General features: G+C 65.1%; 20 protein-coding genes and 2 pseudogenes. 10 read left to right on the forward strand and 12 right to left on the reverse strand.

Annotation, left to right across the window (positions count from 1 at the left end; translation table 11 throughout):
- Positions 1–300: 300 nt before the first annotated feature.
- From Dfulv_RS35290 to Dfulv_RS35315, 6 genes and pseudogenes are all read right to left on the reverse strand, one after another.
- Complete coding sequence (locus Dfulv_RS35290) at positions 301–1,842, reverse strand: amidohydrolase family protein (protein ID WP_259858159.1); 1,542 nt, start codon at positions 1,840–1,842, stop codon at positions 301–303.
- 23 nt (positions 1,843–1,865) lie between these two features.
- Positions 1,866–3,221: a hypothetical protein gene (locus Dfulv_RS35295; protein ID WP_259858160.1), complete on the reverse strand. Its 1,356-nt coding sequence runs from the start codon at positions 3,219–3,221 to the stop codon at positions 1,866–1,868.
- 601 nt (positions 3,222–3,822) lie between these two features.
- Entirely contained in the window at positions 3,823–4,578 is a 756-nt protein-coding gene (locus Dfulv_RS35300; RefSeq protein WP_259858161.1) for an ABC transporter permease, read from the reverse strand.
- A 128-nt stretch (positions 4,579–4,706) separates the two neighbouring features.
- Positions 4,707–5,498 (reverse strand): ABC transporter ATP-binding protein, encoded by a 792-nt coding sequence (locus Dfulv_RS35305; protein WP_259858162.1) that lies wholly within the window; start codon positions 5,496–5,498, stop codon positions 4,707–4,709.
- 38 nt (positions 5,499–5,536) lie between these two features.
- On the reverse strand, positions 5,537–6,616 hold the full coding sequence (locus tag Dfulv_RS35310; RefSeq protein ID WP_259858163.1) for an ABC transporter substrate-binding protein: 1,080 nt from the start codon (positions 6,614–6,616) through the stop codon (positions 5,537–5,539).
- A 690-nt stretch (positions 6,617–7,306) separates the two neighbouring features.
- Positions 7,307–7,554 (reverse strand): annotated as a pseudogene (locus Dfulv_RS35315) (IS1380 family transposase); the annotation flags it as partial.
- A gap of 1,809 nt (positions 7,555–9,363) precedes the next feature.
- On the opposite strand from Dfulv_RS35315, the gene Dfulv_RS35320 reads away from it, so the two are divergent.
- Positions 9,364–9,915, forward strand: a complete 552-nt coding sequence (locus Dfulv_RS35320; RefSeq protein ID WP_259858164.1) for a transposase family protein — start codon at positions 9,364–9,366, stop codon at positions 9,913–9,915.
- 464 nt (positions 9,916–10,379) lie between these two features.
- A complete protein-coding gene (locus tag Dfulv_RS35325) occupies positions 10,380–11,297 on the forward strand; it encodes an NADP-dependent oxidoreductase (RefSeq protein ID WP_259858165.1) in 918 nt (305 codons plus the stop codon).
- Here Dfulv_RS35325 and Dfulv_RS35330 read toward each other — a convergent pair.
- A complete protein-coding gene (locus tag Dfulv_RS35330) occupies positions 11,278–11,577 on the reverse strand; it encodes a hypothetical protein (RefSeq protein WP_259858166.1) in 300 nt (99 codons plus the stop codon). The genes Dfulv_RS35325 and Dfulv_RS35330 overlap by 20 nt on opposite strands.
- Before the next feature lie 94 nt (positions 11,578–11,671).
- On the opposite strand from Dfulv_RS35330, the gene Dfulv_RS35335 reads away from it, so the two are divergent.
- From Dfulv_RS35335 to Dfulv_RS35360, 6 genes are all read left to right on the forward strand, one after another.
- Complete coding sequence (locus Dfulv_RS35335) at positions 11,672–12,073, forward strand: YybH family protein (protein WP_259858167.1); 402 nt, start codon at positions 11,672–11,674, stop codon at positions 12,071–12,073.
- Positions 12,074–12,116: 43 nt separating this feature from the next.
- Positions 12,117–13,583, forward strand: a complete 1,467-nt coding sequence (locus Dfulv_RS35340; RefSeq protein ID WP_259858168.1) for an FAD-dependent oxidoreductase — start codon at positions 12,117–12,119, stop codon at positions 13,581–13,583.
- 148 nt (positions 13,584–13,731) lie between these two features.
- A complete protein-coding gene (locus tag Dfulv_RS35345) occupies positions 13,732–13,893 on the forward strand; it encodes a hypothetical protein (RefSeq protein ID WP_259858169.1) in 162 nt (53 codons plus the stop codon).
- Positions 13,894–14,435: 542 nt separating this feature from the next.
- A complete protein-coding gene (locus tag Dfulv_RS35350; protein WP_259858170.1) occupies positions 14,436–14,957 on the forward strand; it encodes a hypothetical protein in 522 nt (173 codons plus the stop codon).
- A gap of 7 nt (positions 14,958–14,964) precedes the next feature.
- Positions 14,965–15,522: a hypothetical protein gene (locus Dfulv_RS35355; RefSeq protein WP_259858171.1), complete on the forward strand. Its 558-nt coding sequence runs from the start codon at positions 14,965–14,967 to the stop codon at positions 15,520–15,522.
- An 18-nt stretch (positions 15,523–15,540) separates the two neighbouring features.
- Entirely contained in the window at positions 15,541–16,713 is a 1,173-nt protein-coding gene (locus Dfulv_RS35360; RefSeq protein ID WP_259858172.1) for a signal peptidase I, read from the forward strand.
- A 504-nt stretch (positions 16,714–17,217) separates the two neighbouring features.
- Here Dfulv_RS35360 and Dfulv_RS35365 read toward each other — a convergent pair.
- From Dfulv_RS35365 to Dfulv_RS35385, 5 genes and pseudogenes are all read right to left on the reverse strand, one after another.
- Positions 17,218–18,510, reverse strand: coding sequence for a rod shape-determining protein MreC (locus Dfulv_RS35365; protein WP_259858173.1), 1,293 nt, complete (start codon positions 18,508–18,510; stop codon positions 17,218–17,220).
- Positions 18,503–19,024 carry a SigE family RNA polymerase sigma factor gene (locus Dfulv_RS35370; protein WP_259858174.1) on the reverse strand — a complete coding sequence of 174 codons (522 nt, stop codon included), beginning with the start codon at positions 19,022–19,024 and terminating at the stop codon, positions 18,503–18,505. Before Dfulv_RS35370 ends, Dfulv_RS35365 begins: the two co-directional genes overlap by 8 nt.
- A gap of 348 nt (positions 19,025–19,372) precedes the next feature.
- Positions 19,373–19,840, reverse strand: a pseudogene (locus Dfulv_RS35375) (Tn3 family transposase); the annotation flags it as partial.
- Positions 19,841–20,161: 321 nt separating this feature from the next.
- Positions 20,162–20,992 carry an SDR family oxidoreductase gene (locus Dfulv_RS35380; protein ID WP_259858176.1) on the reverse strand — a complete coding sequence of 277 codons (831 nt, stop codon included), beginning with the start codon at positions 20,990–20,992 and terminating at the stop codon, positions 20,162–20,164.
- Between the two features lie 668 nt (positions 20,993–21,660).
- Positions 21,661–22,530, reverse strand: coding sequence for an alpha/beta hydrolase family protein (locus Dfulv_RS35385; protein WP_259858177.1), 870 nt, complete (start codon positions 22,528–22,530; stop codon positions 21,661–21,663).
- Positions 22,531–23,162: 632 nt separating this feature from the next.
- Between Dfulv_RS35385 and Dfulv_RS35390 the strand changes: the two genes are divergently transcribed.
- The gene (locus tag Dfulv_RS35390; RefSeq protein ID WP_259858178.1) at positions 23,163–23,366 is read left to right on the forward strand and encodes a hypothetical protein; all 204 of its coding nucleotides are present in this window, start codon (positions 23,163–23,165) and stop codon (positions 23,364–23,366) included.
- 455 nt (positions 23,367–23,821) lie between these two features.
- Complete coding sequence (locus Dfulv_RS35395) at positions 23,822–24,259, forward strand: hypothetical protein (protein WP_259858179.1); 438 nt, start codon at positions 23,822–23,824, stop codon at positions 24,257–24,259.
- Positions 24,260–24,366: the final 107 nt, after the last annotated feature.

A 24,366-nucleotide genomic window follows, 5' to 3' on the forward strand; every position in this document is an offset into this window, starting at 1 on the left:
ACTGGCCGATCCCATGTTCTGCAACTTGGCACCCGAGGACCAAGGCCGTGAGCGCGCCTTTGCCCATGCCACGAACGACGTCGCCCAGCGTCTTCGACGGAGCCATGAACCTGAGCCGGCTGTCGGGGATGAACATTTGTTGCCCGAGATCGGCCGCGCCGGGAGTGTCCAGCAGGCTGGCAAACGTTCCGATCCCGAGCCCCAGAGCGGCTTCAGCTTCCTTTCGCGTCGATCATTGGGAGCGCAGTCAACATGGTCGCCCGCGACAGCGTTCGCCGCAGGTCCGTCATCGTTAGACGTTCATCGCGTGCTGTTGTATGCCTGGAAGGGTGTCAGATTCTCGGGCTCTCCGTATGACTCCCAGTACTTGTCGACGAATGGCCGGACCGCATGTAACAGCTCGCGTTGGCCGTCATCGGACTCCTTCTGTGCCCGAAGCTGCTCTCGCACCCGGCGCGCGATGTCCTCCCGGTCGAGCCAGGTGTGACGCCCCTTGCGCACGACCTCCCTGCCTCCCACGACGACGGTATCGATGTGCGCGGTGCACGCCTTGTAGACGAGGTCATCCACGAGCGTCGGCCCAGTCGGCCCGCCGGGGTCGTTTACGGCATCCCAGTCGACAACCATGAAGTCTGCGTAGCGCCCAGGCTCCAGCATGCCGACGTCGTCGCGGAACTCGGTAGAGGCCGCCGCCCCCGATGTCGCCATGGCCAGAGCCTCGTCGCAGCTGATGGTCTGCGAGAGCTGGCTCGCTCGCTGCTGTACTCCCTGCGTCAGCCGAAGGTCGGAGAAGACGTCCGACCGCCCGTCAAGACCACCCTCATCCAAGCCGACAGACAAGGGGACGCCGCGGTCGCGCATGTAGGCCAGAGGGGGGATGCCGCTGCCCATGAGCAGATTCGACCCGATGCTGCTGCACACCCTCGTTTGCGCCTGGGCCAGGAGCTCCACGTCATCCGCAGTAGCCCAGATGGCGTGTAGCAAAGTCAGCCGCTGATCGAGTACGCCGAGGTTCCTCAGATGTTGGATGGCGGTCGTACCAGTGCGCCGCAGGGCATAGAGCTTCTGTCGCTGCGACTCGAGAAGGTGCACATTAAGGTGCACGTTGTGCCGCGCTGCCACATCAGCAATCGCGATGATTGCCTCATCTGAGCACCAGTGTAGGTTGTGCGGAGCCAGCGAGATCCGGGCCATCGCTCCGCCGTTGCGTCCGTGGTCCTCCCACAGGCCGACGAAGAGTTCACTCAGGTACGTCTGTAGCGGGATTTCCTGTCGCGCGAGGAAGCTGGCCATCTGTCCACGGAGGTCATGCGGCAGATTCGCCTCGAACCAGGCGTCATTGTCATAGAGCAGCCGGTTCTGGTCACGGAAGTTGAACGTGAAGTTCACCCGAAGACCGGCCTCGCTGTATGCCGCTAGCACCGTGTCGGCATCGCGTCGCCACTCCTCCCAGGGGCCGCGCCGCCCAACATGCAGGTGATTGACCGTCGTCACCCCGGCTGCCAGGAGCTGCAGCGCGCCGTACAGCGTGTCCTCGTACAGCGCCGGTCCGGCGAGGGTGCGTCGATGGGTGAATACGTGCTCCAAGGACATCGCACGGGCGCCACGTCGCACCGGCGACAGGCCTTGGTGGTGATGCCCGTTGACAAAGCCTGGCACGACAACGCCCGACGGCATGATCGTCAGTTCAGCATCCGGGTATCGCGACCGTACGTCAGTCCCCCGACCAACGGCCACGACGCGGTCCCCTTCGACCGCCACGGCGCCATCCTGGAACGTCTCCAGGCCCTCCGGGCGCCGCCGTCCCGTGACGACGGCGGCGCCCTGCCAGATGTGTACCATCTCCGCTCGATTCCCTCCTCGGATTACGCCTTGCCGAGCTCGCGCAGCGCGTCACCCGCCGCCGAGAGGTTCTTCAGCCAGGTCTCCGAGTAGTTTCGGCTCAGGATGACCCCCTCTGCGCCGCCCTCGTAGCTGGCAAGGATCGCGTCGCGGACGTCTTCCGGCTCGATGGGACGCTCGTCGTCGTAGGCCTCGACGCCGACGTTGATCCCCGAGTACACGGGGACGCCGGGACAGGCCTGCACGGTGTGCCGGATCTCGTCCCGGATGTAGTCCGGGGAGAAGCCGGCGTCGGCGAGCCCTTCGTAGTCAGCCTGGCGCAGGTTCAGAATCTTGTAGAGGAAGGGCAGCAGTTCGGGTGCCGTGAAGTCACCCCAGATGCTTTTCGTGTGGCGCTCCACGTAACGCTTGAACCGCGAGCCCGCAGGCGTGTGGTACACCACAGGCTTGATCCAATCAGCAAACTCCGTGAGCTCCGACAGGTCGTACTGGGCCCGGAGGAACGGGTCGTAGGTGTTGATGTACTGCCACAGGTGCATTCCGACCTCGAGGTCGGAGTCGATCCATTTCACCAGACCGTAGATCTCGCGGGCAAAGTTCTTGTGCGCCCGCGTCCACAGGGAATCCCACGCCAGGATCTCAGGGTAAGCAAAGAGCAACCGCATGAACGTCACAAAGTAACCGTCGCGAGGTGCCTGGCCCGCCTTGGCCGATCGCACAAACCCGGCCAACTCACGGTAGCCATCGCGAGCACGGCGAACGTCGACTCCTTCGCGGTGACCGATCTGCTCGCAGTGGGTACAGAAGCAACTCGGCATGTCACCGTCGAGCGTGTTGGTGAGCGGCCCGCGGCGTTCCATGCCCCAAAGAACACCGTCAATGTCGTGGCTCTTGCACCAGTCCTCGACAATCCCATGCATGAGGCCCTTGTACCCAGGATTGTTGAGACACGGGCGAGATGCCTTGCGTCCCAAGTGGTCAATCTCCAGCAGCCCGCGATAGCCCGCGATGGACGTCGGGTTGGGGAACGTACGGTACCGTTCGCAGTAGTATGGGTATACCTTCAGGTCGCGTTTGCGAGCCTCGGGAATCACGTCTGCGAGGATGTCGAAGCCCTGCACCTCCTTTTCCGGAGCCTGGAACTCCTTCACGGGGGTGTCACCGTAGTACACCGGATTGGGCCGGAAATATGCGCCGCCCTTGAAATCGTCCGGCTCTTGGCCACCGTGGTCGGGGAAGCCGGTGTGCGCGCGACCTGCGGTGCCTCGCAGCCACGACGCAGCTGACAGCAGGATCGCGTTGGCGGCGCCACGGTCCTGCACAGAATCCAGCACTGTGCCGACACCCTCGTCTGTGAATGACACAGCACCGATCTGCATACCGATAAACGAAGACAACTCAACTCCCAAGACTCGATGACGAAACCGTCTATGTGGACTAGACGAAACCTAGATGGGACGCTGTCCCATTTCAATCCGGATGTGACCTACTCCTCGAGATAAATACGGGCTTCAAACGGCCGTAGACGAAACGGCAGCGAGGACCTACAGCTTGGACCACCCGCCCATTAGCCGCTCAGACGCGGGGATGAGGTTCGCGGGTAAGTCGCACCTTGCCCGGTGCGGTTGAAGGACCTCTTCAAGTAGGTCACGGTCGTACCGGGCCGCTGACACGCCCAGTCCAACATGATCGGTCAACCGGCCCTGCGGCCGCGGCGCATACTCCAGCCTCGAACGAGATCGCGGCCGGCCGCTATACGCCACCGCCCCCACGGTCAGTTCACCACGCTGACCTCAGCGGATGGCGTATCTGAACGGCATTGAGCCCTGACCTAAGGGTCGCCCAGTTTCCGGGTATCCGGATGCTCACGCTCCATGCGTCGCGATCAAGGCCTGCTACAGCGAATTACTCAACTCTCCGGGCCCCGTCGTCGACCCAATCTCGTTCACAAGCGAGGGGATGGCATCCGAGATTGGCTCATTATGCCCGTTCCATGCCCCACCGGATCGTCGTACGACGTTGAACTTGGCGGAACAGCGCTTCAGCCAGGAGACCCACAATGATGACGACAAGGATCCCGGCGAGTGCATCCGCCGTATGCAAGTATTGCCGGTGTGAGTCGATGTAGAAGCCGAGCCCACTTGAGGTGCCGGTGGTGCCGAAGACCAACTCGGCTGCGACAACGGTACGCCAGCCGTATGCCCACGCGATGCGAAGCCCCGACAGCATCGACGGAAGCGAGAGCGGAAGTAGAATTTTCCAGAAGAGAGCTATTCTTCCGAGCTCATAGTTCTCGCCGAGCCTTAGTAGGGTCGTGGGCGCCGTGGCGAATCCCGTTGTGAGCGAAGCGGCAAGCGGCCATACCATCGACATAATGACAACGAAGATTAGCGACTCTTTCGTCAACCCGAACCACAGAATCGCCATAGGCAGCAGGGCAATCGCTGGAAGTGGTTGAAAGATTCCAGTAATCGTGTTGAGGGCTTCCTTTCCCCAACTGTTGGTCACAGCAAGTCCGGTAATGAGCACCGCGACAACAATGCTCAGCACAAAGGATTGGAGGACTAGCTCGACGGTGGTCCACGTTGATTCCCACAGTGGCATTGACTGTGCACCGATCCACAGTGCGCGCACTACCCCCGTGAACGGCGGCAACAGCAAGTGGTCGATGCCAAATATCCGTACCGCGGATTCCCAGAAGATAGCCAGCCCAGCCAAGATCACGATCTTGCGCATGACGGCATCCCGCCTCGTCCGCGATGCCTGGGATCCTAGATTGCCACGACCACCTCTGGGACCGAGCCGCTGGCCGGCGGGCCGGACCCCTTCCATCCTGTTGGGCTGGACCGGAACGCTAGCTGACTTCATTGAGCCTCCTCATGGACGGTGCTCATCTCGGATTCGGGAACCAGCAAGTCACGAAGATTGTCGATGAGTTGCGCCGTGGCCGCGCCGTCGTTGAGGCATCGGTTATCTATCACTTCGCGCACCTTGCTCTGCGGACCCTTACTGAACACAATGATCCGGTGTCCGATGCGAACGGCCTCTGCTACGTCATGCGTCACGAATACAAGCGTCGTTCGACGTTCCTCCCAGATTCGCAAGAGTTCCTGTTGCATCCGATCGCGATTGATCGCGTCAAGAGACCCGAAAGGCTCATCCATGAGGAGTAGATCCGGCTCAAGGGCGAAGGCTCTCGCGATCGCCGCCAACTGTTTCTGACCGCCAGAAAGGGTGTGCGGGAACTGCTCGGCCTGTCCCGCGAGTCCAACGAGCGTCACGTAGTGAAGTGCGCGCTCACGACGCTCGTGACGCGCCATCTTGGGCCACCGGGCCTTCAGCGCGAACTCGACGTTGTCCACCACCGACTTCCATGGCAAAAGTTGATCAAAGCCCTGGAATACCATGACTCGCTCGAACGACGGCTTAGAGACCGGATGACCGGCCACGCAGATCTCGCCGTCACTGATAGGAACAAATCCAGCGACGGCGGACAGGACGCTTGACTTGCCGCACCCCGACGGTCCCAGGAAGACTGTCCGCTCATTCTGAACAATCTCTGCCGAAAGCCCCCGCACGGCTCGAACAACAGACGCACTGCGTCCGGCTCGGAGATAGTCTATTGACACATTTTTGATCTGGACAAGCGAGGTCATGTTTCTCCAGTCTCATGTGACGATCTCGGGGAATCCAGCTACCAGTTTTCGCCAGCTTGATCTTTATAGGCGTAGATCTCCGCTGGATCGCGAGGGGCTTCCTTCAGCTCTCCAAGATCGACCAGAATCTCCGCCTGCCTGCGGAAGCCGGCGTTTGTCGTCCGGAGCGTGAGGAGGTCAGACTTCAAATATCGCGCCTGCTCTTCAGGTGAGACCTTCCCGTCGCTCGCTTCACTCAAAACCTTCGCCGCCTCGTCGGGATATTGAGTAATCCATTCAACGGCTTGACGCAGAGTAACCGCGTAAGCGTTGGTCAGCTCAGGCTTTTCCTTTATCGTCTTTTCTAAGGCCATCGCACCGACTGGGTAGTAGTCGCCACCCAGTGTTTCTCGTAGGCTGAGGATTCTCTTGAACCCACCTTTTGCCTCGAGTTGCATGACGTAATCCGTGGTCAGGAAAGCCGCGTCCAAAGACCCGGTCATGAGAGCCTGAATCGCTTCGGGATGGGGCAAGTTGACGAAATTCTTATCCAATGCGTGGGGATCTTTACCAGCTTTTTTCAAGGCCATCTGTATGGCGTTGTACTGGGCAGTATTCAGACTTGGTGAAATCTTCTTCGTGGTGCCGATGAAGTCGAGCACAGAACTCGGTCCACCCTCCTTCACCATGAGGGCACCATCCCAGCCTGCAAAGACCTGGACCATCTTCAGTTGCACCCCGGCCTGACGAGCCTGCAGGAAGGGGCCGGGCGTCGCTGTGCCGAAGTCCAGCGTCCTGGAGAGCATCGCGTCTCGCTGCTGCGGTGTGGTCAGGATGTCAAAGTACTGGATTTTGGCGTTCGGGTACTTCTTTTCAAGAACCTTCATCTGACGCAGAACCATTACAGGCGAATACAGTAGACCGAACCCATGAGCGATCCTAATATCCCCCTTGATGCGGGGGTCGACTTCGACGTCAAAACCCTTTGCGACCGTAATAGTGCCGGCCGCGGCGTCGCCGACTGAGTCCGAATTGCTCTTACAGGCTGCGAGGACTGGTAAAGCGAGCGCGGCAACGCCCAGTAGGGCAACAAGCCTGCGTCGAGCAGGACTCGGGTGCCAATTGCTGGAGGACATCATTTCCCTTCTTCCTTTGGAAACCATACCGTCTGAGAAGCGACCCAATCGGGCGCTGCCCTGATACCTCAACAGGAGGACGCATCTCAGTAATCACGAACAACTCGTAGAGGTAGTAGGGGTCCAATAGGTACCTCCAGGTAGCGCAATGACCCCTAGGAAAGACGGTCGGCGCTACTGGTTATGCGAGTAACCGCTCTGCGATCGGAACTGAATCGTGCAGTTGAGTGCTTTAGATCGATCGACGCATGCCTGCCGCAGTGCACGGCCTCGCATCGTCCGACGATGACCAAGACGATGTAGGTCTTGCTCGCCGCGTCATCGCCCACCGTTGGCCGGGTCGGCCCATCGGCCAGTCGACCGCGCGCCAGTCGACGAACACCGCCATCTCGATCAGCAGGTCCGCGCCGATCTGGCCGATGAAGCAAGACGACAACTTGTGCTCCAGGAAGTCGATGCTCTGCTTGGGTTGGGACCCTAGTCTGGGACGGTGTCCCATTTCAAGACCTTGAGCAGAACTGGCCATGGTGGACCGGACGTCGGAGCTGGCCTCGGCCTTACGCTGGCCGTTGATCAAGGCAGTGGCCAGGGGCAGTTGATCTTTCCGGAGGGTCACTGAACGTGCGGCATGCTGATTGCACGGCGCGGTGGCCGGGCTCCTCCAGGGCTGCTCGCCGGGACGCGGGTGTGGGTTCAGGTGACTGGCTGCGGTAGCGCGGCCAGCCGCGTGAACGCGGTGACGAGGTCGGTAGCCCAAGGCCAGCACTCGACGATGCGCGGCTGGGGTGCGCCGTGCGGTGCGGATCATGCGGGCTGCGACGTGCAGGAGCCAGGTAACACAGTTTCTTGGGCTCGGCGGCGGCCAGGTCGCCATCCCGTAGCAGGTGTTGGGTCCAGGCGAGCAGGTCGATGCCGCACAAGGCGAGTTCCTCCAGCGCTTCGGGGCGGACCGCACCGACCAGAGCGACGAGCACGGCGTCGGTCTGGCCATCATCGCCGCGATCGCCCACGCGCACCGCGCCCCTCTGACCGCCGGCCCACGCCTTGACGGCGGCCTCCGCATCACCGGCGACTTCGCGCTTCCGCGTGCGTAGAGCGCCCCGCCAGTAGGCATCGGCCGGCGTTTTGTCTCCGCGATCGCGCGTCGCTCCGGTGTTGCGGATGTCGAAGGCGACCCCGCTCGGCGCAGCGACGACCTCGGCCGGCCCGACGGCGGCAGCGGCGGTGCACTCGGCTGGCCGCCGTTCGCCGCCGCGGTCGGCCACGTAGACGGCAGTGCCAGCGGCCAGCACGGCGGCGGACGCGCCGCCGGCAACCAGGACCCTGTTCCTGCCGAGAATTCCGTCCATGCAGCTCAGGGAGCGCGGTCAGATCTGCGGAATAGCCAGCCAGACGTTGGCCGCTCACCGCTGCGAGCATCACACCATCCAGTCGCGGCATGTCAGCCGCGACGAACCCGCCACCGGCCTGACAGCAGCCGACAGAACCTGGCAGAACCTGACAGCAGCAGTCAGCCTGGACGCTCGCCTACCACACCAACCTGTCACGACCCGACCCCACCGGACCCGACCTCACCGGATCCGACCCGTTGACGGCAACAAATCAGGCGGCACCGGCCAAGGCATGACAGACGACTCGTCATCACAGAGATCCGGATGCCCGTTCGCCAGCCCTGACGGCAGATCAGCTCTCCGTCAACCAACGACGGCGCCACTGCCGTACCGACAGCAGCGACACCGCAACCGGGCAGCCACCCGATGGCACCTCACCCCACCACCTGCGGTGTGCCGTACACGCCGAAAAGCGTTTCCGCACGTCGTCACGCGGATGGTGACGTCACCACGACCACCACCAACAACCCCGCCACGTCCACGTGGAGCACATCCTCATCTGGCGCCTACCTGCTGCCCATGAACGCACCAGGACTCCGAGTTGATCCATGAGGTTGCTTGATCCATGCCGAGCACGACCTGACCGTGGACTGCGAGAGGAGCAGCGTGCCGCACCCACACACGCAAGACATGTCAGGCACTGTCAGACAGTGACAGGCCCGGTCAGGCCCGGTCAGGCCCGCAGCAAGTTCGTCGGACCTGTCAACGCCGGTCTGGGCTGATGCTTGCCGATGCCGGCAGCACCGGCACACGGCGCCCATCCCGCCGAGATCACAACCACCGACACGACCGCGGAACCCGACCCGGACACGACGCTCGCCTCAGAAAACTCACCATACTCGGCACCGCACTACCGAAGCCGGCTGACTGCTCCGCCCGCGGCCCGAACCGACACCACCGAGACAGCCGCCGAACGGCACAACACCAGCAGCAAGCGCGGCACCGAACGCACCACCGCACCGGCCAACACCCGCCAACCCCCACAGTGTCCAACCCGAACACACCGCAGCCCACATACACGCATCCTCGACCGTTCGCCGCAACGCCGGCGATGACCCCAGCAGACACCACCACCCATGCGTGCAGAGCCGCCCGCGTCCGGGGGCTCGTCCGGGTCCTCGACCGACCCCACGTTCGGGGGCGCCTGCGAAACGCGTACCCAAACGAGCCTCAGCCAGGCCTCTGTCAGACCATCCACCTGCGGATCCGTCAACCGATCGCAAGATCCAACCACCCAGACTCCCTACCGGGAATTGTCCTCTCTCCTCAGGAGGGTGATGTCAACGTCAGGACGAAGTGGCTCTGGCACGGTCTCGGTGATCGTGAGTGATCGATGGCGAATCATGATCTATGTCCATAGTGGAGCTGCTGACAGTCGTCTTCCCAAACCTGTCCGGGCTGCGCGTCACGAGCGTGCTGACGAAGGGCTCGACGGTGCGGGTGCACGCCGAGACCACCAGCGTCGCGGCGAGGGGCCCGGACTGTTCGACGCCGTCACGGCGAGTGCATAGCCGGCACGAGCGGCGGCTGCTCGACTCGCCGATCACGGGTCGGGAGACCGTGCTCCACCTGCGGGTGCGGCGGTTCTTCTGTAACGCGGCCGAATGCGTGCGCAGGATATTCGGTGAGTGTGAGCAGGTCGATGGACTGACCCTACGCCGGGGCCGGTTCAGTGCGCTGGCGCGGCGGACGTTGGAGGCGGTGGCCTTGGCGTTGGATGGACGGGCCGGTGCCAGACTCACGGACCGTCTCGGGGCGCAGGTGGGACGGATGACGCTGCTGCGCCTGGTCCGGGCCTTGCCCGAGCCGCCTATGACGTCGGCCGTGGTGGTCCTGGGCGTCGACGACTTTGCCTGGGGACGCGGACACACCTACGGAACCGTGCCTCTGCCGTGCGTTCAGCTCAACTGAAGGTTCTTCATCGGGAACCCGAGGGCGTTCGGCGTTCGGCGACGGGTTGCGGCCGTATGTTCGCGGCGAACCGGAGTCGTGCTGCTCGGCGCCGTGTTCGATGATCTGGCGTGCGGCGTGGGCGTAGCGGATGGCGGTGTTTTCGTGGATGCCGAATGTCGCGCGTCAGAATTCTTGGCACAGGGGTTAGTTGGCCCTGAGATCAAGGGGTTCTGTGTGGAAGCAGCAGTTCCTCGAGGCCGGCCGGCAGGCCCTGATCCTGTCTACCTGCAGTTGACCGAGTTTGTGCTCGACCCGACCGGGTACGTGGCCATCAGCGTCTACTCTGCGGAGCTATCGGACAGCTCGTACCGGACGACGTCACTCTACGTGTCTGGACAGTTCTCACGCCGAGGTCTGGTGCCACTAACACTGGTGAACCGAAAATGCCGTGCAGGCGAGGACTGGGCACAGGGAGGTGCCGGATGAAGGCGATCGTGGTGACGGACCAGGCTGCGGGAAAGGCCGGGATGACGCTGGTGGAGCGGCCCGAGCCGCCGGCAGCGATAAACGACGTCGTCGTTCAGATTCATGCGTCGGGATTCGTCCCGACCGAGATGGCGTGGCCCTCGACCTGGACCGATCGCGTCGACCGTGACCGAACACCGTCGATCCCCGGGCACGAGCTGGCCGGAGTGGTCACCGCTCTCGGGTACGGCACGACCGGTCTGTCTGTGGGACAGCGGGTGTTCGGCCTCACGGACTGGCATCGCGACGGCACCCTGGCGGAGTATGTGGCCGTCGAGGCACGCAACCTCGCGCCGTTGCCGGGCGACGTCGACTTCACGGTGGGCGCGAGCCTGCCAATCTCGGGCCTGACCGCGTGGCAAGGGCTGTTCGAGCACGGCCGCCTTCAGGCGGGGCGGAGTGTCCTCGCGCACGGCGCGGCCGGCGCAGTCGGGACGATGGTGACGCAACTCGCGCGCGAGGCCGGCGCGTATGTCATCGGTACGGGGCGCGCTGCCGACCGTCAGAAGGCGCTCGACTTCGGCGCGCAGGAGTTCGTCGACCTCGACAACGACGCCCTGGAAGACGTCGGCGGCGTCGATCTGGTGTTCGATGTCATCGGCGGCGACATCCAGAATCGGTCCGCAGGCCTGATTCGCGCCGGAGGAACACTGGTGACCGTCGTCGGGCCGCCCGAGGCGCGGCCCGACGACGGCTTGGCGATCGACTTCGTTGTCGAATCCGATCGCGCCCAACTGAGTGAGATCGTCCAGCGGGTGCGGGACGGACGACTGCGGACAAACATCGGCAACATCGCAACCCTCGACGATGCCGTCGCCGCCCTCAACCCGACCGAGCGGATCAAGGGGAAGACGATCATCCGCGTTCGTCCGTGAGGACTCGGGGACGCGATCGTCGGGCGGTTGGTCTGGACGAGTTGAACTTGGCGAGGATCTCGTCGGCTGTGGCGGTCCAGGCGAACGGCTCGGAGTTGGTGTTCCAGTCTTCGATGTAGACGCGGATCTGGCTGATGAGGACCTTGATCGAGCCGAAGGTGCCGCGGCGGATCGACTGGCGGGTCAGGATACCGAACCAGGTCTCGATCTGGTTGATCCAGCCCGACCCGACCGGGGTGAAATGGAAGATGACCTGCGGATTCTCCTCCAGCCAGGCCATCACCCGCGCTATAGCCGCGCTATAGCGTGGGACGCATCGCAGTTCAACCAACACGAACAGGAGACCGCTCAACCAACACGAACAGGAGACCGAGATGTCCGAGTCCTATTCCCTCCCCACTGAACCCGAAGGCGTCATCCCGTCGCTGATTGAGCGATTTAACTCCGGCAAGGTCAGCGCGATGATGACCTTGTACGAAGGAGCCGTGCTCATCGCGGACGACGGGCGAACCGTCACTGATCGCGCCGAGATCGCTGCCGAACTCGAGCGCGATCTCAGCCTCGGCCTGCCGCTGGAGGCCAAGGCGCGCCATGTGTTCGTTGCCGGCGATATCGCCGAGATCGTGGTGGACTGGGCAATTTATGGCACAGGTTCCGACGGCAAACACGTGCACGTCGCAGGCACGGCAAGCGATGTCGCGCGCCGCGGCGCGGATGGACTCTGGCGGTACCTGATCGACAATCGTCTTGGGACGGCGGTACGACAGCCCGCCTGACACGTGTGCGTCACGGCAGCCCTCGGCGAACGGAGGATGCGCCATGACGACTATCGAGCTGTACCCCGACGACGTTCACAACCAGCGGACGATCCGCCAGGGCCACCCATCTGACTGGGTCAACCGCGAAGGTGGTGACTACGACCTGGTGGTGCTCGGCGGCGGACCGGGCGGCCTCACCGCCGCCACGACTGCTGCCGGAGGCGGGCACCGCGTCGCTATGACGGAGCAGCGACTGACCGGGGGCACCTGTGTCAACTTCGGCTGCACGCCGAGCAAGGCGCTGATTCGCTGCGCACGCGCGGTACACGATGCGAGCCGCGGGGCCGAGTTCGGCTTTCGGCTCGACGCCCCACCCCAAACTGATTTCGGCTCGGTCATGGATCGGGTCCGCAGGATGCGTTCCCTGAGCAGCTCAGGCGATGCGGTCGAGGTGGCCGAGCATGCGGGGGCGGAGGTCTACCTCGGGCACACGCGCTTCACCGCGCCGAATGCCGTGGAGGTCGAGGGCCGGCTGCTGCGATTTCGGAAGGCTGTGATCGCCACCGGATCGGACCCCGTGGTGCCCCCCATCGAGGGACTGCGGACCGGCGAGTACCTGACCAACGAGACCGTCTTCTCACTGACCGAGCTGCCAGCCAGGCTGGTCGTCATCGGCAGCGGTCCGCTGGGATGCGAGCTGGCCCAGGCCTTCCGCCGTCTCGGCAGCGAGGTGGACCTGATCAGCCACCCCAGGACCCTGCTGCCCCATGATGAGCCGGAGGTCGGTGAGCTGATCCGTCGCCGGTTCGAGCAGGAGGGGATAAGGCTCCATCTGGGGTTCATGGCAGTACGGGCGGGCGCCGGCCGTTTGCTGGCGCTGGGCCCTGGCGGGACGCGCGAGCTGCCTTATGATGCGCTGCTGCTCGGCACCGGCCGCAAGGCGAACGTGGAGCATCTGGACCTGGACGCGGCAGGGGTACACGTCGCCAGAGACGGCGTGGAGGTAGATGAATACCTGTGCACCAGCAACCCCAACATCTATGCCGCTGGCGATGCATCCTTCCCGCAGAAGTTCACACACGCGGCCAATGCGACAGCGCGGCTCTGTATCGCGAACGCGCTGGATGGAGCGCATCGCCCGGCACGGGAGCTCGTCATTCCCCATTGCACCTACACCGATCCCGAGGTAGCCGAGGTGGGCCTGACACCGCGCCGAGCCCGCAACGAAGGTGTCGCCATCGACGCTTACCGGCTCGACCTGGCCAAGGTGGAGCGGGCGTTCATCGACGGCGAGGAGGAGGGATTCGGGGTGATCTACACGCGCAGCGGCAGCGGCGAGATCGCAGGAGCGACGCTTGTGGCGGCGCACGCCGGTGAGATGATCAGCGAGCTTACGCTGGCAATCACGAACCAGATGCCCTTGGAGGCGCTGGCCAACACGGTTCACTGCTACCCGACACAGGCCGAGGTCTTCCAGCGGATCGCACTGCAGCACGCCGAACCCCAGAGGGTCGCTGTGGCCCACTAGCGCCAAGGCCGTGTAGTTCGGCCGCATCGCCCGCGTCGCAACCGAATGGGCGGACGGCGACCGACTCGCAGGCCTCGCCGCCGACGAAGCACGCCGGATGCTCCTTGCAATCCCCGGAGTCGGGTCAGGGACCGCGGACTATCTGCTCGTGCGCGCACTTCAGCATCCCGACACCTTCGCTCCCGGCGATCTCGTCGCACGCCGCGCGTTGGCCCTCGATCAGAAGGAAGCCGGACGCCGAGCGAGCGTCTGGGCGCCCTACCGCTCGTATGCGCTCCTCCATCTGTGGACCGAAGCCGCCTACCACTGACCCGGCCGTCGGCGCGTCTGCAGGATGTCGGGGCACTGCTTCGACGGCACCCGCGGTCGTATCGCGCCCGGCGGCCGCGGGTGTCCAACTGTGCGGGCCGGGGCCGGACACGAGATGCCCCCGATCCTGCACGACCTCACGCGATACGAGCCCAACGCGAACCGGACCTGGCAGGCGCGGGCATCACGTTCCTGACCTGGGGATCAACGACGGCACTCTCGCCAACTGGGTGAAGAAGGACCGCGAGGCCCGCGGTGAGGCCGCGGCCGGACAACTGTCCGCGCCATGCGGACTTCACTACGGACGCTGTCGCGTCCGGGCGTCAGCCGTGCGGCCCGTGTCTTGTGGTGCCGGTTGGTTGCGGGTGTCGGGAGTTTGGTGGCCGGTCTCAACCGTTCGGATGGCAGGCCGATGAGGTACGGGACACGGTCGCCGAGGAAGGGGATGTCATGCTGGGTGCCGCGCGGACGAAGGGTGTTGCTCGCCGATCCAGGGCCAAACATTGGCTCGTGCTCGGCGGTGTGGGTGTGCTCGGAGCCGCCTTGACCAGTCAGGGTGTCTTCGCGTCCTGGGTGGCCACGGCGAACGCCGGCACCGGCAACGCGCAGGCCGCGACAGTCGCGGTGACGCACACCGACACCAACGGCACCGTGTTCAGCAGCGGCGTGTCGAATCTGCTGCCCAGCGACTACCTGTACCGCTACGCGAACCTGGTCAACACCGGCGGCCTGGCCCAGGACTTCACCGCGTCCGTGAACAGCAGCGGTGCTCTTGCCGCGGCCGGTGGGCTGCAGCTGGCGGTGGACTCGTGCTCCACGGCGTGGGCCGGTGACGGCAGCTGCGCGGGCAGCCTCGTGCAGGTTGCTGCGGTACGCGACGTGGCCGGGTCTCCGGCGATCCCGTTGGGGCAGCTGGGGGCGGGCGGCACCGCACACCTTCGGTACAAGTTCCTGCTCAGCCCGACCGCGGACCAGGGCACGTTCCAAGGCAAAACGGGCAGCCTCACTGTCACGATCAGCGGCAGCACACCGGTCGCTGGTGGCAGGGACCGCACGACCGGGTAGCGGCACAATGCGCCAGAACTCCCACCGGCGAGCACTGCGGGTGGCGATGGCGGTGGTGGCAGGCCTGGTGTTGGGCAGCGGCCTGCCACCCGCCGCCGACGCTCAGTGGGTCAGCAGCACCGTCAAGCCGACCGGGACATACACGATGGCGGCGCCGGCGTACCGCTTCTCCGGCCCGGCTGCCACGACATACACCATCGCCTACACAATCGTGAACTTCGTCGACACCGACTACCCGGTGCTTACCAACACTGGCGCCACCCCGGCCAGCTACACCGGTCAGATTCAGCCGGGCACCGCCCTGCCGCTGGGCTCACTGGTCGGGGTGCGGGCATGTGCGACACCGTGGACGGCTGGCACGTGCCCCGCCGGTGCGGTGACACTGCTGGCACCGACATGGTTGGCCCCGATGCCTACGCTCGCATACCAGGCCGTGCCGATCCCGGCAGGCGGCCGGGTCCACCTGCAGGTCAAGGTCGGCGGATTCCTGGCCACCGCCAGCATCACCCTCACCGTCACCAGTGCCGTCCTTCCCACGGGCGGTGCCAACCGTACCGCCGGCTGAACCGCAAGGAGACCGACCGTGACGTCACGCTTGTCCCGCCTCGCGCACACCGTGCTGTTCCGTGTCGCTCTCGCCGTAACCATCCTGTTCGTCGCCGGCGCGGCCGCCCTCGCGGTGACCCAGTCCCGCATCGAGCCGGTCCTGACCGGCTCGATGGACCCCACCATCCCGCAGTACTCCCTGGTGCTCGCGGTCCCCGTCCGCGCCAACGCCCTGCGCGTCGGCGACGTCGTCGTCTTCCAGCCCCCGGCCGGATACCTGCCGGCTGGTGGCCCGCCGGTCATGCACCGCATCGTGGAGCTGCGCCGCCAGGACGGCACCCTGCTGATGCGCACCCGCGGCGACGCCAACACCGCCACCGACCCATGGACCGTCGACCTGGACAGCTCCGCGCTGTACCGAGTGCAGGCGTCCCTGCCGCATGCCGGGCTCGCCGTGCAGTTCCTGCACCACACCACCCGCAGCACCGGAGGCATGCTCACCTGGCCGGGCCTGCTCCTGCTGATCGGCGCCGCCGGCTACGCCGCGCGGCTTCGCCGCCGCGACACCGCATCCACCGACGCCGACCTGCCGGCCGCCGGTGCGCTGCAGCAGGTCTCCTTCGAACTGCGGGCACCGCTCAGCAGCATCGTCGGCTACACCGAACTGCTCGCCGAACACGACCTCAACCCACAGCAGGCCAAGATCGTCCAGACCATTGCCCGGCAGGCTCAGCGTCTGGCCGGTCTCGCCGAGCACCTCAACCTCCTCGACGCCCAGCCGGACGACTGCGACGACACCGCCAGTGAACCGACCTGCCTGCTCGCGATCCTGCATGAGGCTCGCGACCGCATCGCGCCGCACCTGGCCATCCACGGCGTCGACCTCGCCTTCACCATCGAAGGCGACACCGGCATCATCCTCGATGCCCGTCAGACCCGCCAAGCAATCACCGCGCTGCTCCACGACGCCGTCACCGCCAGCGCCCCGGGGCAGGTCCTGCGTGTCGACGCCCGCCACACCGGCGAGCACATCGACGTCTTCATCACCCAGCCCATCGACACCGCGCAGCCCCAAACACCGACAACGGCCAGCATCGCCACCACCGCCGCCCACCACATCCTGCGGGCCCACCACGTCGAGATCGCCACGCACCACACCGACGACAGCGCCGTCGTCAATCTGAGGCTCCCGGCCGCCGCGGTGCGTTAAGTCGCCCGTCGTCGCTTGCAAACCATCAGATCGGGACCCGCGCCGGCCGGCTGGTCTTCCTCGACCCCGACGACCGACCGACGCCGCTCGTCTACGCCGGCCTCGTGCCCGCGGCTCGGCACGTCGGCGCCTTCCGCCTGCTCACCGTGCTGATGAATCCTGGTACTGCGAGCACGCGCTGCGGCACGCGGCCGACGGGCACCCGAGAGCCGGCGACCCGGTCATGTCGAGTCCCAGTTGATGCTTGACGAATCCGTCCCAACTGCTGCTTGACGTTGGGTCTGGACGTATCGCGGCCCAACGTCACGGTCGGTGACCTCCGACGGCACGAGCCGCATCCGCTCATGGCCGATGACAGGGCGTTTAAAATCGATGCCCACGAACCACTCGGAATCGGGTGGCCTGTCGACGCCGAGGACCGTGGCAATTCGGGCCGCCCGTAGTTTCCAGACCAAAAACAACGGTAAGCAGTTGATCTAGGCCCTCAACTGGGTCGCTTAGGCGTTAGCAATCGCCGCCAGGGGACGACGTCATAATTGACACTTCGCGTAGGTGGGTGAGGTCAACCGTCGGTGTCAGTTCCACACTGCTGGCTTCCGACGCCTTGGCCGAGGAAGCTCGTCCAATCGTAACAGCGCCGACTTGGTCATTCGGCTGGCATGGATCCGGCATCACAACACGATTTCCGGCACTCACCGTATACTTCTGCTCGCCTGTCGGTATGCGCTCCATGACGACACTCGTGCCGGTGCCACGCACCGAGCCCGGCACATCGCTGATGTAGGTGTACGCCGGGCCGGCGAATCCGGTACTGGTAACCAGGTCAATTGTCGCTTCGCCACGCGGGACGTCAACTGCGGTCACGCGTCCGACCAAACCCTCGGCCACAACAGCGAGCTGGCCTCGCCGCACCGCCTGGATCTGCTGGACAGCCACAACGATCTGCTGGCCGGTTGCAGCCAACACCTTGCCCGGCACCCCTCGCGCGTCGTCGTCGGCACCGCCGTCGCCTTGCACCTCGAACACCTTCGCCATCTTGGCCAGCGGTCGATTCGGCTTGACAAATCCGGAGATGGTCGTTGATTGCGCTGTCGCGGCCAGCGGGAACCTCTGGACAACGAGGCGGCCGGTCGGCGCGTCGGGATCGCCGATCATCTCATCATCGATGATCGAATTCGAGACTCGCACTGTAGTGACACCTGGCATGGCAACAGCGATGGCGTAGGTACCAAAATCATCCGTACTGACCGCTCCGCCCGGTCCGGTCAACCGGGGACTTACCAGGCTGATCACCTGAGTCGTGACCGGGTCGGGTGCGGGCCGATCCGCCCGTAGCCGCAAGGCCTCAGCCGCACTCACATCACTGGTGAAGAACGCCAACCGCGCGACACCCTGCTTGTCGTAACCCTGCAAGACCGCGATCGAGTGCAATTGTTGGTCGTTCCGCATCGCGACGAAAGCCCGGACAGCGGTGTGCGGCCCACCTGTCCCGGCAGCGTCCCAGACGTCTGTGGCCTCACGTACCAGACTGGCATCGACGTCACCGACGGCAGACCAGCCCAGGAACGGGCCGTCCGGGGGCGGTGCGGCAAGCTGTGGCGCAGAGCCGAATCCGACCACCCTGAACATGGTCACCAGTACTGCCATACACACGGCGGCCGCCGCACCGGCGGTCACCCGCCGCCGCCGGCGAAGCCGACGTGACCGCCGCATAACCTTGTCTTCGTAACCCTCGACAGGTTTCACCGGCTCGGCCAGGGCAGCGAGGCGGTCACGCAACTCTGTCTGGCTATGCATATCGCACCTCGTGTTCAGCTGTGGCGTCGACCTCGACCCAACGCTGGCGGAGAGCCCGCAGGCCCCTTGACGAAAGACTCTTGACTGTGCCCACCGAACAGCCCAACGCCAGCGCCGCGTCCTGCTCGGACAGGTCTGCATAGAAGCGCAGGACGACCGCGGCACGCTGTCGTGCCGGCAGAGCATCCAGCGCCCGGCGGAGCCAGTCCCGCTGTTCTACCCCCACGTGCTCGTCCCGGGCCTGCCGTTCCACCAGCCGGCTGAAGGGCTGCTCCCACCAGGCCCGGCGGCGCCGCGCGCTGAGGTAGGTATTGATCAGCGTCCGTTGCACATAGTTGTCGATCCCCTCCGACCGCTGCAGACGCGACCACACCACGACCGTCTTCGCCAAAGTGGTCTGCACCAGGTCTTCGGCCCGGCCAGCATCCCCGCAGAGCAGAAAGGCCTCATGAAGCAAACGACCGTAGCTAGCCCTGACGAAGGCTGTCACCCCCTCGTCGTCCTGCCTGTCCATGCGACCTCACCATCCTCGCCGACATCCTCATAGCAACTACCTACGCAGTGACCGCATTGAAACGTTGCCGCCAGAAAGAAGTTTCTCGTCCAATGTGCCGAGCACGTCGCGGATCCGGCGGCAGCAACACGGGACGACTGCCGCGTTTCGAACACCGATCGCGGCGGCGAACGGCCCGGCCGGTCGGGTCGCTACCGGAGCCGGGGTTCTCCGCGAACCAGGCCGTCAGTTGACGCTCTCGGCCCCGAGCTGTACCTCTTCCCGTAGAGCCCGGCGGCTGCGGCGCGCGGTGGACCTCAGACGTGAGCGGCGACCCGCAAGAGCAGCCGCCGCTCACGAAGACGTCGATCAGCTGCCTGCCGAGACGACCTTCGTCAGCCGCAGCGGCCGGTAGCCGTCGGTGTCGAGCTGGGCGAGTTCACCGTCGATGTCGACCGAGTGGGTGCCGTAGAAGTGCACGTTCTCGTGGTGGGTCGGCCAGATGTGCGCCAGGATCTCGTCGTCGAACTGCCGGTCGGCCCGGCGCAGGGCGGCCACGCCGAGACCGTGGTACTCCGCCGACCAGCAGACGATCCCGTTGGTCGCCAGGGTCAGGCACCACATCTGCTCGGTCTGCTGCTCGTGGTGCCGGCGCCGCAGCGCTCCCTCCCCGGCGTATGCGAGGGAGCGGCGCAGGGCGTGCAGGTTCTCACCCTTGTTCAGCTGCCGGGCGATGCGCCGCCGGTACGTCTCGTCGGCCAGGTAACGGGCGGCGTAGACGGTGCGGCGCAGCGCCCCGTACTCCTTGATCGCACTGGTCAACGCGTTCTGCTGCCGTCACCACCGCCCAGACCGCGATCTTCGCCCTGCGCCGCGCCGACGGCACCGCCCAACAGCCGATCACGCACCGCCAGGTCGGCGTCGCGTACGCGGCTCGCCGCAGCGGAAACTGGCCACGACATGAACCCTACCGACGGTTCACCGACGTCCCCGCTGGGAAAATTTCGCGCCGCCCGACGTTCGCACAGCGAACGCGCGCACATTTGCCGCTGAGCCGGTGCTGTGGCTCACGTCGATCGTCACGGTCCGTACGCCGTTGCGCAGGCCATTGATCACAAATCTGGCGAGCACGCCACATGGCGACGATCTTGGCCTGGCTTACGCCACCAGTTCCTCACTGAGGGTCCATAGGCGCGCGGCGGCCTCGGGGTCGCGGGCCAGGGAGCTCGGCTCGATCTGCTTGCCGCGGAGGAAGTAGCCTCCGGTGACCTCGGCCGCCTCCGGGGCGCTGGCCAGGTAGACCGGGGTGGCCGCGCCGGTCTTGACGGTACCCATGAAGGGCTTGGCGGCCGCGACGAGCAGCTTGGCGACGCCGCGGGCCTCGCGGCCCAACTGGGTGCGGATGAGGCCCGGGTGCAGGCAGTTGGCGACCACGCCGGTGCCGGTCAGGCGCTTGGCCAGCTCGACTGTGAACAGGATGTTCGCCAGTTTCGACAGCGGGTAGCTCGGCTCGCCGCGGGCCAGTTCGTCCCACGGGATCTGCTTGGCCGAACGATGCACATTGGACGACACCGTGATCACGCGGGCCGGCGCGCTGCTCACCAGCCGTTCCCGCAGCAGGCTGGTCAGCAAGAACGGCGCCAGATGGTTGACGGCGAACATGGTCTCGTAGCCGTCGACCGTGAACTGCTGCTTGAGCATGATCACACCGGCGTTGTTGTCGAGCACGTCGAGCCGGTCGTACTTCTCCAGCACCTCGGCGGCCAGCCGGCGCACTTCGGCCAGGCTCGACATGTCAGCCGTCAGGAGGTCCACCTCGGCGCCGGGCGCCCGATGCCGGATCTCCTTGACGGCCGCTCGCCCTCGCTCGGCGTCGCGCCCGACGACGACCACGGTGGCCCCCAACTCGGCCAGCCGGGCCGCCGTCTCCCGGCCGATCCCGCTGGTCCCGCCGGTCACCAGGCACACCTTGCCGGACATCGCGGTCATTGACCCTCCCGGATGTACTTGCCGCAGCGCCCAATTCTCCACGGCAACGCCTCGGGTACCAGGTGTGGCTCGACGCCGTCAGCAGACGTGCCCGGCCCGCCCCCTTCTCCTGGCGATCCTCGATGCCGCCGTCAGCCGCCGCAACGTCTAGATCGCTGCCGGCACGCCGACCCACGCACCACCATGCGCTACGACCGAACCGGTAACAACCTGGACCGCCGCACCAATCACACCACCGAACGGCGCACCTGGAGGTGGGCGGCCACCACGCCGAGACTCGCAGATCCGGCTCGCTGCGACTGAACGGCGGTGACCAGCGCCTCGGCCAGGCTAAACCGAACCGTGCGCCGGACGGGCCGTGAGCAAGATCAGCTCACGGCCCGTCCTGAGCGGCGCCGCGCAACGCATGACGGACGCCGGTTTGCGGTACGAATACGGCCAGGGAATCCACGCAACCCCGGCATCCGGAATGTGGCCCGAACGGCCAGCGTCATCATCGGCCGTCGTCGGGACTCGAGCCTCTTGCCGCTACGACCTCTTGATCGGGTGCACGGACATGCTTGATGCGCTCGGTAGCGCCATCGTGGGCGCGTGGAGCCAGTACGCGCTCGTGCCGAAACAGCGCGGTATGAGGTGCGAACTTCGAACCAAGAAGCGGCGGTGGCTGTTTATGACGGCTGGTCAAGGCCAGAGACTTGAGCCAGGTAGGCGACGGCCTCGGCGCCGACACGCACTCGCACGTCTGCCCCCTCGCTGACGTCGGGGAAAAGGTGATGATGCTCGACGTGGCGACCGAGACTCTGCCCGTGCGCCCCGCCGATCAACTTGAGGTATCGCAGGGCGGTCTGCTCAGGCGGGGTGATGACGTCGGCGTCCGCCCAACGGATCGCCACCGGCCGGGTCACTGCCCGCAGACTCGCAGCGCTGGACATCCCACCGTCGCCGGGGCAAATGAGGAAGGCGGCCTGTACTCGATCGTCGCTCTGGTCGCCGCCCGCACTCTTCAGCAGATCGCCGATCGTGTCGGGTGTGGTGGTGCGTCGCAACCACTCGAAGGCACCGGGATACTCCGGAACGGCCGGATCGAGAATCTCGCCTTCGGCGAGAAGTCTGATGAGATCAGGATCGAGACGCACCCCGACCAACGCGGCAGCGGCATATCCGCCGGCCGAGAAGCCCGCTGCCCCCACCCAGCCAACGTCGCGATCCCGCTCGATGAGGTTCAGAGCATGCCGCAGGTCGGCCGGACGTTCCCATACGAAAACGAACCCTGGCGCCGCATAGCCGTCGACCCAATTGTTGCCGTGGTGATCCACCGCCGCGACCAGGAAGCCCGCCTGCGCAAGCGGCTCCGCCAGCCAAGCCATGTCGCGCCCGGAAGCCCCCGTGCCGTGCGACAGCAGAATCAACCGTGTCAGGCCATCCGCCGACCGGACGAGCGGCTCCCACAGATAGACACGGACCGGCCGCGGCTGTGCAGGATTGTCGAATGACGTCCGCATCACATCGACAGACTCGACTATCCGGGGTGGCGGCATGGCTAAAAATGTATCGCAAGCCAACACAATGGGGTCGGTTCTGGCCTCGTGGACCAGCCGAGGCCGTCAGGACCAAGCCGATATGTGTCAACAGGTTGGGATAGATGCTGTCACCCGAATGCACGCACATGCCGCGATGCACGCGCGGCTGCAGTCACAGATAGCGACGCGGGTGCGACCGCCGTTTGAGGGGTGTAAAGCATGTGGTGGGACGCGAGTGTCAAGCATGTCCCGGGACCGGACACCCGGCGACCCGGTCATCCCCGTGAGAATTTTCCGTTCTGCTTCAAGGCGTCGCTTCGCGCCCTGCCGCTTCGGCTGGCGCCTCCACGGCAGGCAAGCCCCCGACGCCCGCACCAGAGTCAGCGACGCCAAGGCCGACAGAAACGACACGCCCCCGGCCTGCCTGCCCAACCAAGGGCCAGGGCGCGAACGTCGATCGGTGGAGCAACTCAAGCTCTGAGCTTGTCATTTAAGCGGGCCATCACGAGAACCTGGCACCGGTGAGGGCGCCGCCGCGGCCAAGCCGACGTTGCAATGATGCGAATTTGGTTATGAATACCAGTTTCATCTAGACTGCCGTCTAATGGGCTGCAATCGAGCCTTCGGCCTGAATCAGTCAGGTGGCCGCCTTGAATGAGTTCCTGCATCATTACGTCGAGATCATGGCCGATCCAGCCCATCTGGCGGCCGAAGTTAGCTTGATGCTTCTCGTTGATGTACTTTTTCTAGGCACGATCTGGCCGATGCTACGTCGCGTAATCGATCGAAGGATCGGCGCCGAGCACCGGAAGATCGATCAAGGACACGGCGCCGATCATGCAGAACCATTGTAATTGAGCTTGGGAGCCTACACGAGCAGGCATACAGCATCGGTTGGCCGGAGGATAAAGAGCGGCTCGGCCTCAAGAGAGGGCCGAGCCGAGTTCTATCTAAAGTGGCCTATGTTCGGCACTATGCCTGATAGCGATGGAGGATATGCAGCTAGCGCCCTGATCACTCTGGGAGCCCCCTGTGACGCGAGGTCGTTCCGTGTCTGACCCTCGGCTGCAGCCGGCGAGGCCAGCTTGATTGACCCCGTCCGGTCACGGTCGCACATCACCATGCTCCCGACCAGCGGGGTGAATGAGGTGATCTCAGCGACGTAGGCATCAATGCTCAAACCTGGAACGGTGCGGCGATGGCGCCTATCTGTGTTCCTGGCGGGCTGGAGCCGGGCGGTGAACCGTCCGCTGGCCGACCGTGTTCGGCGCACCGCGCGCATGTGACCGGAGGTGATTATGCTTTCGCGATGCGAGCCGTGTGGTTCATGTTCGCGGGTGCGTTTCTCAGCCTGGCCAACATCGCGGCCAGTTGGAGCTGGGCCCTGGTGGACGCTGACTTACGGAGCATCAGCTCCGGCCCGCAGGGTGTCGACTGGGGCCAGGCGAGCGTGTGGTTGGGAGTGCCAGCTGCAGTGACGATCGTTTTGACGGCGGCCGCCATCCGTCGTTCGAGGGCCCTGCTATGGGTGGGCGCGGTTGCGATGGGGTTGTTGTTCATCCCATGCGGCGGCGCGTTGCTCGCCGACCGGGCACGGATGGTCGACGGGGCTGGCCTTCCTCCGTGGGCGTGGGCGGCCCATCTGATCGGTATGTTTCTAGCCCTGCCCACCGTGATCACGGCGCTATGGCTGCACCAGCCCGACACCCGACCCATTGAGGTGAGCTCACCAAAGAAGTGTGCGTGAGTCGGGCCTGCGGTGACACGGGCATACCGTCCATATAGGACGGTGGTGGAGATGGGATGGAGTCCCGGTAGATGAGTTCTCACCACAAGACACCATCTGCCCCGAGG

This window comes from Dactylosporangium fulvum (genome assembly GCF_025137375.1).
Classification (GTDB): Bacteria; Actinomycetota; Actinomycetes; order Mycobacteriales; family Micromonosporaceae; genus Dactylosporangium; species Dactylosporangium fulvum.

Excerpts from the sequence above, each read along its gene's own strand:
- Dfulv_RS35290 (WP_259858159.1), bottom strand. The coding sequence starts at position 1,842 with ATGGTACACATCTGGCAGGGCGCCGCCGTCGTCACGGGACGGCGGCGC.
- Dfulv_RS35295 (WP_259858160.1), bottom strand. The coding sequence starts at position 3,221 with ATGCAGATCGGTGCTGTGTCATTCACAGACGAGGGTGTCGGCACAGTG.
- Dfulv_RS35300 (WP_259858161.1), bottom strand. The coding sequence starts at position 4,578 with ATGCGCAAGATCGTGATCTTGGCTGGGCTGGCTATCTTCTGGGAATCC.
- Dfulv_RS35305 (WP_259858162.1), bottom strand. The coding sequence starts at position 5,498 with ATGACCTCGCTTGTCCAGATCAAAAATGTGTCAATAGACTATCTCCGA.
- Dfulv_RS35310 (WP_259858163.1), bottom strand. The coding sequence starts at position 6,616 with ATGATGTCCTCCAGCAATTGGCACCCGAGTCCTGCTCGACGCAGGCTT.
- Dfulv_RS35325 (WP_259858165.1), top strand. The coding sequence starts at position 10,380 with ATGAAGGCGATCGTGGTGACGGACCAGGCTGCGGGAAAGGCCGGGATG.
- Dfulv_RS35330 (WP_259858166.1), bottom strand. The coding sequence starts at position 11,577 with ATGGCCTGGCTGGAGGAGAATCCGCAGGTCATCTTCCATTTCACCCCG.
- Dfulv_RS35335 (WP_259858167.1), top strand. The coding sequence starts at position 11,672 with ATGTCCGAGTCCTATTCCCTCCCCACTGAACCCGAAGGCGTCATCCCG.
- Dfulv_RS35340 (WP_259858168.1), top strand. The coding sequence starts at position 12,117 with ATGACGACTATCGAGCTGTACCCCGACGACGTTCACAACCAGCGGACG.
- Dfulv_RS35355 (WP_259858171.1), top strand. The coding sequence starts at position 14,965 with ATGCGCCAGAACTCCCACCGGCGAGCACTGCGGGTGGCGATGGCGGTG.
- Dfulv_RS35365 (WP_259858173.1), bottom strand. The coding sequence starts at position 18,510 with ATGCATAGCCAGACAGAGTTGCGTGACCGCCTCGCTGCCCTGGCCGAG.
- Dfulv_RS35370 (WP_259858174.1), bottom strand. The coding sequence starts at position 19,024 with ATGGACAGGCAGGACGACGAGGGGGTGACAGCCTTCGTCAGGGCTAGC.
- Dfulv_RS35380 (WP_259858176.1), bottom strand. The coding sequence starts at position 20,992 with ATGACCGCGATGTCCGGCAAGGTGTGCCTGGTGACCGGCGGGACCAGC.
- Dfulv_RS35385 (WP_259858177.1), bottom strand. The coding sequence starts at position 22,530 with ATGCCGCCACCCCGGATAGTCGAGTCTGTCGATGTGATGCGGACGTCA.
- Dfulv_RS35395 (WP_259858179.1), top strand. The coding sequence starts at position 23,822 with ATGCGAGCCGTGTGGTTCATGTTCGCGGGTGCGTTTCTCAGCCTGGCC.